We start from the raw sequence: 13,735 nt of genomic DNA, 5'->3' as shown, positions 1-13,735 counted from the left end.
ATTGAGCAAGATTGTAGTTGACCCTGTCACTCGTATTGAAGGACATTTTAAGGTTGAAGTTGTCACCGAGAATGGTGTGGTAAAAGAGGCTCACAGTTCAGGCATGATGTTCCGAGGCCTCGAAATCATCCTCCGTGGTAGAGACCCCCGTGATGCCCAAATGTATACTCAGCGTATCTGTGGCGTCTGTCCCACAAGCCATTCTATAGCCGCCACTCTGAATTTGGATAGCGCTTTTGGTCTTGCCGATAAGATACCCGATAACGGCCGGATTATCCGCAATCTCATACTGGGAGCAGCCCACGTCTCCGACCACATACTGCACTTCTATCATCTGGCAGCTCTGGATTACGTGGACGTCACCAAGGCGCTCAAGTACGATGGCAACGACCCAGATTTGAATTCAGTCAAAGAATTTGCCAAGCGAGGAGAGCTGGCCCCATTTGTGCCTCGCTACGAAGGCGATTACCGGCTCAGCGACCAGATGAACATAGGCGCCCTGGCTCATTATGTCAAGGCTCTGGAGATGAGGCGCAAGGGGCAGGAAATGCTGGTTATTTTCGGCGGCAAAATGCCCCACAATATGGCAGTCATCCCGGGCGGAGTCACTGCGACGGTTACCGTAGACAAAATAGCCTCTTTCCTGTGGATGCTGAATGAGCTAAGGGACTTCGTCAACAATGTCTATATTCCTGATGTCCTGGCAGTAGCTGAAGCCTATCCTGACTATTTCGAAATCGGCGCCGGTTGCGGCAATCTGCTTTCTTACGGAAGTTTCGACCTCGAAGGCAATAATCCTGACTACACCAAGAGGAAGAGGTTTATGAAGCAGGGAACGATTTCAACCGACCTCAAGCTTGGTGCCATCGACACGAACAAGATTATGGAGTATGTGAAACACTCCTGGTATGCCGAGTCGAGCACCGGCAAGCATCCGTCCAAAGGTATGACCGAGCCTCAGATGGGCAAGAAAGATGCCTACTCATGGGTGAAAGCTCCTCGGTACGATGGCAAAGTCTATGAAGTTGGTCCGCTGGCCCGTATAGCAGCTACCTATGCCAGCGGCGAGCCAACGGTAAAGCAACTGGTTGATTCCGTGCTCTCCAAGTTTAACGCCAGCCCCAATGCTCTATTCTCAGTACTCGGCCGCCATGCTGCCCGTGCCCTCTACACCAAGTTCCTGGCCGATTCTATGCCCGAGTGGCTGCTCCAGCTCAAGCCCGGCGAACCAGCTTACATAGATTACACCTTACCCGACGAAGCCTTCGGAATGGGGCTGGTTGACGGTGCCCGAGGTGCTCTGGGACACTGGATCGAGATTAAAGATAAGAAAATTGCCAATTATCAGTGCGTCGTGCCAAGCACTTGGAATATGTCTCCTAAAGATGACAATGGGCAGCCAGGGCCGGTAGAGCAAGCCCTTATCGGTACCAAGATAAAGGATGAAAAGAATCCCTTTGAGCTCGGGCGTATTATCCGCTCCTTCGATCCCTGCCTGGCTTGTGCCATACACGTGATTACACTTAAAGGGAGAACTCTTGGAATACACAAAGTCCGCTGAGACGCAAACGCTTCGCCGCAGTCCCAGAATCACAGTTCTTGGCATAGGCAACCTGTTGCTCAAAGACGAAGGTATAGGCGTACATCTGGTTGAAAAACTAGCCGGCGTTGTGGACAACGCCAATGTCAATATAATTGACGCTGGCACTTACCCCGACTTCCTGTCTCTGGTAAATGACAGCACAGACAAATTAATCATCATCGATGCCGTCAAGGCCGGCGATAGACCAGGTACCATCTATCGGTTCAGCTTAAATGACGTAGACCTGGACTCAGCACCGTCTATTTCCCTGCACGAGATGGGTGTTTTAGACAGCGTGAGAACGATGGCCTTGTTTGACAGACAACCAAAATCTACGGTCATCATCGGAATCGAACCCAAAACAATGGACTTCGGAATTGACCTCTCCCCAGAAGTCGAAGAAAAAATACCCAAAATAATCAATTTAGTTCTCAAGGAGATAGAGGAAACCACAGCTATGGAGGTAGACAAATGATAATCTCTGAATTAAAGCCGCTTCCGGAAATCCTGGGCTATTTAGACGGGGACAAGAAAATCTTTATAGTCGGCTGCAAAGGTTGTGCTGAGGTCTGCCAGACTGGCGATGAACCTCAGGTTCTGGAAATGAAGCAGAAACTGGGGCAGGAAGGCAAGACCGTCACCGGCTATTGCGTTGTCGATTTTCTCTGTGACAAAGCGCTGGTTAAGACCAGACTGTTTCCTCATGAGGATGAAATAGATGCTGCCGATTCCCTGTTGGTAATGACCTGCGGTATCGGAGTCCAGGCTACTGCTGCCGTGGTAAACAAACTGGTCCATCCGGCGGCTAATACCATCAATGTTGGTGGTAGCCGTGGGGAATGGCGGGGCAGCGAGCGTTGCCGTGAATGCGGCGACTGTGTGCTCGATTTGACCGGCGGCATTTGCCCTCTGACCGCCTGCACCAAATGGCTCATTAACGGGCCTTGCGGCGGTGCCAAAAACGGCAAGTGCGAGGTTGAACCCGATGTACGCGATTGCGGCTGGCACTTAATCTACGAGAGGCTGAAAAAACTAGGTCGGCTGGATAAAATGCAAACCATGCCGATAGTCAAGAACTACGCCAAAATGCAGCCGCCAAAGGAACTAAGGTCCACCATAATGTGGGCACTGGAGCAACAAGAAACAAAAGTTTAGCTATCCTTGAAGGAGGTAACCATACTATGAGTCTGCGTGAAAAACTTCAGAACGGCAAGTTTGTGGTCACCGCTGAAATCGGCCCAGCTAAGGGTGTGGATATCCATGAGTTCAACGAGAATGCCGAATTACTTAAAGGCAGAGTGGATGCCGTGAACTGCACCGACCAGCAGAGCGCTGTCATGAGGCTGGGGTCACTGGTTGCTTGTCACTTGCTCAACCAAAAAGGCGTCGAGCCAGTGTTCCAGATGACCTGTCGAGACCGCAACCGTATCGCCCTCCAATCGGACTTGCTCAGTGCTTACGTTATGGGTGTTGAGAATGTTCTCTGTCTCACCGGAGACTATGTAACTTTAGGAGACCATCCTGATGCCAAACCTGTTTTCGACCTCGACTCCGTCTCCTTGCTGCATGCTGCCCAGCAACTGGAACAGGGCAAGGATTTAGCTGGCAAAGAACTAAAGGGCACACCCAAGTTCTTTCTCGGCGCCTGTGTTACTCCCGGAGCCGACCCTGTCGAACCGCAGCTCATCAAAATGGAAAGAAAGGTAAAGGCCGGCGCCCAGTTCTTCCAGACCCAGGCCATCTACGAGCCCAAAACGTTCGAAGCCTTTATGAAAGAAGCTAAGAAATTCGGCGTGCCAGTTTTAGTCGGTATAGTAGTGCTCAGGTCAGCAGCTATGGCCAAATTCATGAATAAGAACGTAGCCGGTATACATGTCCCGGATGAGCTTATTGACGAGATGGACAAAGCCGAGAACAAATTGCAGAAGGGTGTGGAGATAGCTGCCCGCCTGATAAATGAGATGAAGGGCATGTGCCAGGGCACACACATAATGGCTATCGGCCTGGAATCCAAGGTGCCAGCAATTCTCGATGCTGCTAAATTGTAACACTAGGATAAGGGGGCAGATTTGCGAATCGTTCGCTTTGTTGCCAAGGGTAGAGCCAAATATGGTCTGCTAGCCCAAAATACCATAAGCGGACTCCGCGGCAGCCCCTTTTCTCATTTTAAGCATTTTAGCAGCACATCTACACTTGACGGTAGTACCTACAAACTGGATGAGGTCAGGCTGCTCGCCCCCTGTCTCCCCTCCAAGATAATCTGCCTGGGACTCAATTATCGCAGCCACGTTGAGGAGATGAAACTGCCCATGCCTTCAGTGCCGCTCATCTTCCTCAAACCATCCACTGCTGCCATCGGCCCCGACGACAAAATCGTCCTGCCCCGCGGCTGGAAGCGCGTTGACTACGAAGGTGAGCTGGGTGTAGTCATCAGCAAGAAGGCAAAGGATGTTCCAGAAGAAGAGGCAAAGGAATACGTACTTGGTTATACTTGTGTCAATGATGTCAGCGAGCGCCATAATCAGGCTGAAGATGGTCAGTGGACAAGAGCTAAGGGTTATGACACCTTCGCCCCCATAGGCCCATGGATAGAGACAGAAGCCAGTCCAGACAACCTGAAACTCGAAACGTACCTCAACGGCGAACTGCGCCAGTCGGCTTATACCAGCGACCTTATCTTCGGAACATCCAAGCTCATCAGCTTTATTTCCGGTGTAATGACGCTGCTCCCTGGCGATATCATAGCCACAGGCACACCATCAGGTATCGGCCCAATGAATACGGGCGATGTGGTTGAAGTCAGAATAGAAAACATCGGCACGCTGAAAAATTTCGTCATCGCCCAGCAGTGACTAGCTTACTTTTGTAGCAAGCCTGTCTTCCCCTTTTGGGATTCTATTTGACTTCTTTTTGTTTGGCTCTCTCTTCTTCCTGTAGAGCGCGGCGCAGTACCTTGCCCACCATTGTCTTGGGAAGCTCAGTGCGGAACTCAAAAAACCGGGGCACTTTATAAGCCGCCAGTTTCTCGCGGCAATAGTTTTGCAGCTCCTCCGGTGTAGCCTGCGCCCCTTCCTTCAGAATAATCCAGGCTTTCACTGCTTCCATCTGGCGGGGGTCAGGTATGCCAGCTACACAGACTTCGGATACTGCTGGATAAGTCATGAGTACCTCCTCAACTTCCCGAGGCCAGACCTGGAAACCGCCCGGCTTTATCACGTCCTTTGTACGAGAAGTTAAAAACAAATAGCCATCCTCGTCCAGGTAACCGACATCGCCGGTATGTAGCCAGCCATTGCGAATTGCTTCAGCGGTATCCTGGGGACGGTTCCAGTAGCCAACCATGATTTGAGGTGCCTTGATTAACACCTCACCGGCTTCACCCGTCTTCATCTCTTTCGTCCCCGTCTCCACATCAACAATGCGGATAAGGGTATCCGGCAGCGGGCAGCCCACAGAGCCTTCTTTCCAGACTCCACGGGCTGGCGTGGTGGTCATGGCCATCGTGGACTCACTGAGCGCATAGCCTTCAGTGATAAAACCGCTAATCCGTTCATCTATTTTCTTCTTTGTTTCTGCCATCAGCGGTGCTGCCCCGGTCCCTATATTCTTTACACATTTCAGCTCGTCTGGCTTGAGGTCAGGGTGCTCGAGTAGCTTGATGAACATCGTCGGAGTACCAGTGAGCATGGTGGGCTTGACCTCACGAACAGTTTGCAGGATGACATCAACATTCCGCGGGTCAGCTACCAGCACCATGGTCATATGTGCTACCGGTGTCATGGCAAAGCAGAAATAGACCCCCATGGTATGGAACAACGGCAGTGTGAGTAGCATCACGGTTTCCCATTCCGGGCCTACACCTTCCATCCATGCCCTTATCTGCATCCCCGTCATGGTATAGGAGATGTGGTTGCCCATCACCCCCTTAGGCACACCAGTGGTTCCTCCACTGAACATGATAGAAGCCAGATCTTTCGGGCCTACTTTTACCTTCGGACGAGCCGCCTTGGCATATTTCTTCATCAGGTCACTGAACCACAAGTCACCGCTTTTAAGCTCCATGGCATGTGGAGCATCCATGTCTTTTCCCAATGTATATTCGTCCAGTTCGGTGACAATAAGCAATCGCAGTTTGGTTTTTGGTTTCAGCCCATCCAGCATGGGGTACCAGAAATTCAACACAAAGGCTACCTCAGCCCCGACATCATTGAGAGCATTTTCCAATTCGGCCGGGGTGTAAAGGGGATTCAAGGGCACTATTATGGCACCCGCCTTCCAGATGGCGTAGTAGGTGATAAAAGTCTGGGGGATGTTGATATATAGCACCGCCACACGGTCGCCTTTTTTAACGCCGCTGGCAACCAGCGCCGCAGCCATTTTATCGCTTAACTCATTAACAGTCTTCCAGGACAGGCAGCTGTGCTGGTAAATAAGCATGGGATGGTCAGGATGCAACTTTACCACATTGTCCAACAGGTCTATGGCGTTATACTGGGGATAAGGTTCCAGAGTATACGGAACTCCTGGGTCGTAGCTTTTATACCACGGATAATCGGCCATTTTTTGTTCCTCCCTTTCAGCAATTTGCAGACATTGTAATGTTTGGACTTGAGAGTTGGCAAGAGGTTGGGGATAATTCGGGGCATTGACAAGTGGGCAGTGGGGTTTTAACATGGACGCGGAGGTTTGATATGGGTAAGTCTGACTTAGAGATAAATAAAAGCTATATGCAACATGCCTTCGATTTCACTGACGAAGTCGTAGAGCGATATCCCAATCGCCTGGCAGGGACGGAGGCCTGCCGAAATACGGCAAATCGGATAAAAGAGGAATTTATCAAGAATTGTGACCCTAGTTCAGTAAAAATAGAAGATTTCACAGTCCACCCCAAGAGTTTCTTGAAGTATATCCCCGGGCTGGTGGTGCTTTATTTTATCTGCACCATTCTATTATGCTTGCGGCTTCCTGTGCCGGCGTTTATCGGGTACACATTGGGGATCTTTGTGTTTTACGCCCAATTCGCACGCTATTGGAAACTGCTCGACCCATTGTTCCCTAAAGCCACCGGATATAACGTCTTCGGCTCCATTGAACCAGAAGGGAAGGTAAGGCAACAGGTCATCGTAAGCGCACATCACGATGCGGCATATGTGTTTCAGCTCATTGCCCGTTGTCCCAAATACTATGCTAAGCTTATCAATACAGGGGTACTATTTTTGTTGCTTGGTTTCCTCGTTGCTTTGGTAGGAACCATCTTGACCATATTTCACATTCCCATTCCTGGCTGGACGCATCCCTGGATACCCGTGATATTGCTAGTCGGTGGGGTTTTCCTGCTTCCACTGGCATTCTTCACCACCGGACAAGTATCCCCCGGTGCTGGCGATAACATGATTGCCGTAGCAATTGCCAATGAGACGGCAAAGCTTTTTCATCAGGCCAAGCAAGCAGGGAGAAATCCGCTGCGTCATACCCGGCTGATAGTAGCCTCTTTTGATGCTGAAGAAGCTGGCCTCCGTGGCGCCCGAGCGTTCTGCAAAAAACACGGTGAAAAACTGCTCCACACCAAGACCTATGTCTTGAATATTGATACACTTTACAAAGTCGAAGACCTCTCCTTTTTAGAGAATGACTTAAATGGGTCGGTAAAACTGTCACATCAAATGGCGCAGGATTGCGTCAGCATTGCAGAATCGTTAGGTTACCCTGCCAGAATCTCAGGCATGCCTTTTGGTGCCGGGAGCACGGATGCGGCCGCATTCGGCAAAATCGGCGTGGAGGCTACCAATATGGCTGGCATCAGCTTTGATATCAGCAAGTTCAGCCAGGGCATAGTGTACCATACCCCAAATGACCTGACCAAGCATATCGAGCCGGAAATGGTCGAGGCAGCTCTCGAAATCGTCCGGAATTACGTACTCAAGAAGGATAATAAACCTGAGAACATTTCTGGTCAGAAATAAGGTTCAGTTTTAATTCCTGGACAAACGAGCTACCCTCCAGGCTCACCACAGGAATGATGCCTGTACGATTACATTCCGCCGGCATTAACGTCACGGCAAATCTCGTGCCTCGTTCTCGCCTCATCCCTGCTACTGACCTTACCGATATTCTACCCTGTCTTTAAACACTGCATAAAAGCAAACAAGAATCGACTGTCTAAAATTCAACGTGCTTAAGCAGGGGTAACTTCCAAAGAGCCCGGCAAACATTGCCAAATGCTTACTTAGTATAGAAGTACTAAGTCGTCCTAGTCATAAAGTATGCAGGCATATTAGCCATAAAGTTTATAGACGCCAGAGTACTACTGCTGTACATTTATGTTAACTAAGTATAGCAGCGGATAAGTAAGATGGCTGAGTGGCTTATTTACGTAATAATAATCATTTATGCAAGCCTATACGTACTGGCTCTGGCTCTTGTAATTGCCAAAAACAAAGCGAGCCCAGAGTCCGCCAAGGCAAGACAGCCAAAGCGCATTGCTGAGCCCATTATACAGTGCGTTACCGTTATTGCTGTAGCCTTTACCCTTTACTATTTGATATGGCGATTGTCAACGCTGAATCCCGAGGCGATGCTCCTTTCCTGGTTGCTGTGGGCAGCAGAAGCCTATGGCCTGATGGTATTTCTTCTATATGCCTTCATGGCCTGGCGACTGGTGTATCCTGTGCCCCCGAAGGCAAAGCGTAACACTATCGTTGATGTACTCATCCCCACATACAATGAGCCTGTAGATGTTCTCCGTGCCACACTGGCCGGATGTGCCAAAATACGTTATCCTCACCGGACTTACATTCTGGATGACGGTGGACGTGAGGAGGTTCGTGCCCTTGCCGCCGCCTTCAACTGCGAGTACATGGCACGTCCCACGCATGAGGGAGCAAAAGCAGGTAACTTGAACTACGCACTTAGCCGAACTACCGGAGAGTTGATCGCAACTTTGGATGCTGATCACATACCACTCCCTGGTTTTCTTGATGAGACAATCGGCTTCTTTGAGGACACAACCGTAGCTGTTGTTCAAGGACCGCAGCTATTCTACAACCTCGATTCATTCGAGCATGATAGCCCCGACTGGCATGAGCAGAAGCTATTCTTTCATGTAATTCTGCCGGGAAAGAACCGCACCAACTCAGCCTTCTGGTGTGGTACTCCATCGGTGTTACGCCGCTCGGCAATCGACAATATCGGCGGTATAGCCGAAGAAACTGTAACAGAAGACCTGCATACTTCTATTCGCCTGGCAAGGCGCGGCTACCGCGTGGTCTACATTGACCGCCCGTTGGCATCCGGGCTGGCACCGGCAACTCTCAAGGACTTCCTGGCTCAGCGTTTTCGCTGGGCGCAGGGAGCGATGCAAGTCCTTCGAAAAGACAACCCACTGTGGGGTCGCGGCCTCACTTTAGGTCAGCGGATTAGTTTTTTTGCCTCAATGGAGACCTACTTCGATGCGCTGCAGAAGCTCACTCTTCTGGCTATACCTATCCTTGTTTTATTGACGGGAGTGCTGCCCATCAACACCCTGAGTTGGTCGTTTTGGGTGCGTTTTACACCCTATATGATTCTTACCTTCAGCGCACTGTGGCTTCTTGGCCGAGGTATATACAATATATGGGATATATTACGGTATGACGCTATTAAGATGTTTGCCTTCACCTCTGCGCTTCGAACGCTTATAACCGGTCGCACCAGTCGCTTCCGGGTAACCTCCAAAGTAGCAGGAGACGGCAACCGGTCGCCATTTCAACCACTATTCACACCACATTGGGTTATGATGGGTGTGTCTCTTGTTGCTATTGCTGTCGGTGTCGCACATCTAATACATCCTATCTGGTACCAACCGAACCCGTTTCCGATGCTGGTCGCCATAGGCTGGGCATCTTTTAATTTAGCTCTGTTAGCAGCAAGTGTATTCCGTATGAGAAGCGTCAGCCGCCGCGCAACGTACCGCTTCCCCGTCAGCACCGATTCTTATTGGCAGGTCATCGGAGATAAAGCCTGGTATCCAGCGCGCTCCGTTGACTTCAGTACTACAGGGATAGGATTAGAAAACACGGGTCCCAAACTGCAGCTCGGCGACCGTGTAAAGCTAATTATCTCTAACGGAATACACAAGAACGGAAGATCTGCCGTGAAAAGGCAAGGTGCATTAGCAAGAGGCAACCATAAGATCAGGCTGACCGCAGTTGTTACCAGTGAAAACAATGGTCACAACAATGAGAAGCAACGGGTTGGTTTACTGATAAAGGATTTCGCCAGCAAAGATGATGTCGCCAGATATTTCGAGAGCGTTTATTCCCCTCCCAATCTGCTCAACGGAAAGACATCGAAGCTCCAGACATCGCCGCCAGAAAACATCCTTAATTGAATATGTGCTTGATTCCTTAAGACCAGCAACTTAATCCAAATAGGTTATCTTGGCAGGTGGCCTCTCCCGCACCTCGAATTTTACCCTGGCCTCGTTGAATAGCTCCAAGAAAGAATCATCCGCATATTTTCCGAAAGTAACAAATCGCTTTATCTTGGCATTCACCAGCATCTTGGCACAGAGTATGCACGGAGTATGGGTGACATAGACCGTGGCGTCCTCGAGGCTGACTCCGTGAAGCGATGCCTGTATGATTACATTCTGCTCAGCATGAATACCACGGCATATCTCGTGCCTCGTCCCAGACGGTATGTTCATCTCGTCCCTGAGACAGCCGAGCTTAAGGCAGTCCTTAAGCCCAGCGGCAGCACCATTGTATCCAGTGGCTAATATGTGTTTGTCCTTCACCGCCACGGCTCCAACATGGTGCCGACGGCATGTTGAGCGTTCCGCCACTACTGACGCTATCTTCAGAAAATATTCATCAACTTCCGGCCTAGTTACTTTCTTCATTGCAATACAGAGATAACCTTTTCAGTTTCCCTTTTTAGATTTTCCAAGGAGGACTCGTTTACGATAGTGAAGTCGGCCATGGCTATTGGCCCACCTTTATTGGTATTCTCCAACTCGGCAATATCCCGACTGGCAGCCTCTTCCTTTGTCAGTGGTCGAATCGGTCTTGTCGCCAGCCTATCATACCTTGCCCGGGGTGACGCCCAAACAGCGACCACGTGAAAATCATCACCATAACGACTTTTGAGCAATGTGTACTCTTCCCAGGAATAGAGGCCATCCACAACAACATCTGAAGACTTGAGCAAAGCATCAATTTTCGGTAGGTTCAGTTTGGCGTAGGCCGCCATCCCGTGCTCTTTTCTCAATTGCTGCCTGACATGTCGTTCATTTTCTTCGTTCAGCTCCAGTCCCCTTTTTCTGATTTCCTCGTCGGTAATATCTCCGAATCTTATCCTCTTGAATCCGTTCCTCTCAAATACTCTGGCCACCTCGGACTTACCTGAACCAGCCATACCGACAATTGATACCACCTTCATTTCTTAACCGTTTCCCGCCGAAATTCGTCTTCACATTATATGGAAAAACCGCGCGTCGAGTAAAGAGCTACTAAGGAAGAACTTTTGATGCCCTGTTCCCCCAATGCTATAATTAATGTCAAAACCTCATGCACATCCCCAATAAAGCTAACTTCTGCCGAAGACTAACCACAGATAAAGGAGGGCACAAGATGAAAACAAACTTGGTCACGATGCTTGCTCTTGCAGTGCTTTTCACGTTGGGACTGATTGCCAATCTGAGCTGCGGTTCCGCTGGCTGTGCCGATGTATACTTGGAAGGGGTAAGCATCGGTTCAGTCACAGTCGCAGGAAAACCGGTTACCGGCCTGCCAACACAGACGGTGAATATCGTGCTCAACGTTAACGCCAACCGGATAAACATAAGCACCGCTGGCGGGGAAACCACCATTAAGATGAGCCCCTCGGGTGCCACCATAATAACTGGTCCGAATGGCATAAGCTTTACCGGTGTCAAGCCAGAACAAGTAGAAATCAAGTGGCAGGGCACAGAGTAACCAGAAGAATTTATGGACGTTTTAGCTGAACTGAATCCCGACCAGAAAAAGGCCGTAGAAACTATTGATGGACCGTTGCTCATTGTAGCCGGCCCCGGCAGCGGCAAGACCAGGGTCATCACCCACCGCATCGCCTACCTGATAAAGGTCTGCGGCATAAACCCTCATCGTATCATGGCAGTCACCTTCACAAATAAGGCTGCCCGGGAGATGGCGGAGAGGCTGGGAAAGCTGCTGGGGCAGACAGCAGACGCCTTAACTCTGGGCACCTTCCACGCTATCTGCGCCCGCATCCTGCGACAGGAGGGCAAGGCCATCGGGCTAGACTCCAGGTTTGTTATCTATGATGAGGAAGACCAGCTAAGCCTGATAAAGCAGAGCCTGCAGGAACTCGACCTCGACCCCAAGCAGTATATACCGAGAGCCATTCAATCAGCCATCAAGTACGCCAAAAGTCGGTTGCTGACCCCTTCAGATTACGCGCAGCAGACTAGCAATTATTTCGAAGGCATAGTTCAGCGCGTCTACGAGCGCTACCAGCAGTCCCTCACCCAGAGCCAGGGGGTCGACTTCGATGACCTGTTGATGAAAACAGTCCAGCTTTTCAACGACCACCCCAAGGTTCTGTCCAAATATCAATTACGCTATCTGCATATACTCGTCGACGAGTTTCAGGACACCAACATCACCCAGTACATGCTGATAAAACAGCTGGCCGGAAAACACCGCAATGTCTGCGTTGTCGGCGACCCTGACCAGTCCATATACTCATGGAGGTTCGCTGACCTACGCAACATACTCAGCTTCGAGAAGGACTACCCGGATGCAAAGGTGGCTTTCCTGGAGCAGAACTATCGCTCCACCAAGACCATATTGGATGTAGCTTCCAGCATCATCTCAATAAACTCGCGTCGGAAACCGAAACGCCTGTGGACAGAGAATGAGGCTGGCGTTCCAATTTCTGTTATCGAGGCTTACAACGAGGATGAGGAGGCCCAGTTCGTCATCAGCGAAATAGAGAAATTGGTCAGCGAAAACATCACCTCACCCGGCGGCTGCGCCATTATGTATCGGGTCAACGCCCAGTCGCGAGCTTTGGAGGAAATTTTCATGCGCTATGGTGTGCCCTACAAGCTCGTCGGTGGCACCCGCTTCTACCAGAGGCGCGAGATCAAAGACGTCATCGCCTACCTGAGGCTGATTCACAACCCTGCCGACGGCATCAGCCTCACCCGCATAATAAATGTCCCCGGCAGAGGTATCGGCCAGCGTACTCTGGCCGAGCTATCAGGCTGGGCCAAAAATCAGGACATATCTTTATATTCAGCACTGAAGCTGGTGTCAGAGAAGAAGGGGCCAGCTTTAACACCTCGAGCCAACTACGCTCTGACCAGCTTCTTCACTGTACTCAATGAACTCATCGCTAGAAGCCAGGAGTTAAGCCTCACAGGTTTGCTCAATGAGGTGGTGGAGCAGACGGGTTACAAGCAGCATGTCCTCAACGAAGAGAACGGCGAGGAGCGCTGGGAGAACATCCAAGAGCTATTTACCGTAGCCAGAGACTACGATGAGCTCAGTCCCGGAGAGGCGTTGGCCACTTTCCTTGAAAAGGTAAGCCTGGTATCAGATATAGACGAGTTAGATGAGCGTGTTGATGCCACCACGCTGATTACTCTGCATCAAGCCAAGGGCTTGGAATTCCCCGTCGTTTTCATCGTCGGCATGGAAGAAGGCCTGCTGCCCCACCGAAGGGCACTTGACGACCCCGATGAACTGGAGGAGGAACGCCGCCTGTGCTACGTAGGGGTAACCCGGGCCCAGCAGCGAGTCTATCTATTACACACCTATCGCCGCAACCTGTTCGGCGGCAGCTCGGCAACTCAACGTTCCCGCTTCCTACAGGACATCCCACCACAGCTCATAACCAGCAAAGGCCTGTGGAAAGAAGAGGAGGAAGAATTCACTCCGGTAACTGACCTTTATTCCAAGGCGACACCGAGACCAGTCAACAACCTGAAATTAAAAATTGGTGACCATGTTCAACACAAGATATTTGGCGAAGGCGTCGTCATAAATTGCTCCCCAAACAAAAACGACCAGGAGATAACCGTCGCCTTCGATGGAGCCGGCGTCAAGAGACTGCTGCTCAGCCTGGCACCTTTGGAAAAGGTGGGAAAAAGCTGAAGACCCGCCTGCA

At 50.4% G+C, this 13,735-nt stretch carries 12 protein-coding genes; 9 read left to right on the top strand and 3 right to left on the bottom strand.

Going from position 1 to position 13,735, the window contains the following annotated elements:
- Position 1 precedes the first annotated feature (1 nt).
- The 5 genes from FJ023_03265 to FJ023_03245 are packed head-to-tail and all read left to right on the top strand — an operon-like array spanning position 2 to position 4,434.
- Positions 2–1,561, top strand: a complete 1,560-nt coding sequence (locus FJ023_03265) for a nickel-dependent hydrogenase large subunit (protein ID MBM4446357.1) — start codon at positions 2–4, stop codon at positions 1,559–1,561.
- Positions 1,539–2,057, top strand: a complete 519-nt coding sequence (locus FJ023_03260) for a hydrogenase maturation protease (GenBank protein MBM4446356.1) — start codon at positions 1,539–1,541, stop codon at positions 2,055–2,057. The genes FJ023_03265 and FJ023_03260 overlap by 23 nt, the downstream gene beginning before the upstream one ends.
- The gene (locus FJ023_03255; GenBank protein MBM4446355.1) at positions 2,054–2,737 is read left to right on the top strand and encodes a 5,10-methylenetetrahydrofolate reductase; all 684 of its coding nucleotides are present in this window, start codon (positions 2,054–2,056) and stop codon (positions 2,735–2,737) included. The genes FJ023_03260 and FJ023_03255 overlap by 4 nt, the downstream gene beginning before the upstream one ends.
- Before the next feature lie 26 nt (positions 2,738–2,763).
- On the top strand, positions 2,764–3,630 hold the full coding sequence (locus FJ023_03250) for a 5,10-methylenetetrahydrofolate reductase (protein MBM4446354.1): 867 nt from the start codon (positions 2,764–2,766) through the stop codon (positions 3,628–3,630).
- Positions 3,631–3,651: 21 nt separating this feature from the next.
- Complete coding sequence (locus FJ023_03245) at positions 3,652–4,434, top strand: DUF2437 domain-containing protein (protein MBM4446353.1); 783 nt, start codon at positions 3,652–3,654, stop codon at positions 4,432–4,434.
- A 43-nt stretch (positions 4,435–4,477) separates the two neighbouring features.
- Here the strand turns inward: FJ023_03245 and FJ023_03240 are convergent, their stop codons facing one another.
- Complete coding sequence (locus FJ023_03240; GenBank protein MBM4446352.1) at positions 4,478–6,256, bottom strand: long-chain fatty acid--CoA ligase; 1,779 nt, start codon at positions 6,254–6,256, stop codon at positions 4,478–4,480.
- A gap of 17 nt (positions 6,257–6,273) precedes the next feature.
- Between FJ023_03240 and FJ023_03235 the strand changes: the two genes are divergently transcribed.
- Entirely contained in the window at positions 6,274–7,545 is a 1,272-nt protein-coding gene (locus tag FJ023_03235; GenBank protein MBM4446351.1) for a Zn-dependent exopeptidase M28, read from the top strand.
- A gap of 389 nt (positions 7,546–7,934) precedes the next feature.
- The gene (locus FJ023_03230; protein ID MBM4446350.1) at positions 7,935–9,950 is read left to right on the top strand and encodes a glycosyltransferase; all 2,016 of its coding nucleotides are present in this window, start codon (positions 7,935–7,937) and stop codon (positions 9,948–9,950) included.
- A 30-nt stretch (positions 9,951–9,980) separates the two neighbouring features.
- On the opposite strand, the gene FJ023_03225 is transcribed toward FJ023_03230, so the two are convergent.
- Both FJ023_03225 and FJ023_03220 read right to left on the bottom strand, forming a co-directional pair.
- A complete protein-coding gene (locus FJ023_03225) occupies positions 9,981–10,463 on the bottom strand; it encodes a dCMP deaminase family protein (protein MBM4446349.1) in 483 nt (160 codons plus the stop codon).
- The gene (locus tag FJ023_03220; protein ID MBM4446348.1) at positions 10,460–11,002 is read right to left on the bottom strand and encodes a dephospho-CoA kinase; all 543 of its coding nucleotides are present in this window, start codon (positions 11,000–11,002) and stop codon (positions 10,460–10,462) included. The genes FJ023_03225 and FJ023_03220 overlap by 4 nt, the downstream gene beginning before the upstream one ends.
- Positions 11,003–11,193: 191 nt before the next feature.
- On the opposite strand from FJ023_03220, the gene FJ023_03215 reads away from it, so the two are divergent.
- The gene (locus FJ023_03215) at positions 11,194–11,538 is read left to right on the top strand and encodes a hypothetical protein (GenBank protein ID MBM4446347.1); all 345 of its coding nucleotides are present in this window, start codon (positions 11,194–11,196) and stop codon (positions 11,536–11,538) included.
- 12 nt (positions 11,539–11,550) lie between these two features.
- Positions 11,551–13,722, top strand: coding sequence for an AAA family ATPase (locus FJ023_03210; protein MBM4446346.1), 2,172 nt, complete (start codon positions 11,551–11,553; stop codon positions 13,720–13,722).
- Positions 13,723–13,735: the final 13 nt, after the last annotated feature.

The sequence above is a fragment of the Chloroflexota bacterium genome, from assembly GCA_016875875.1.
GTDB lineage: Bacteria > Chloroflexota > Dehalococcoidia > GIF9 > UBA5629 > 9FT-COMBO-48-23.
The sequence above is the reverse complement of the archived record's forward strand: the minus strand, read 5'-3'. Positions and strand labels throughout refer to the sequence as shown.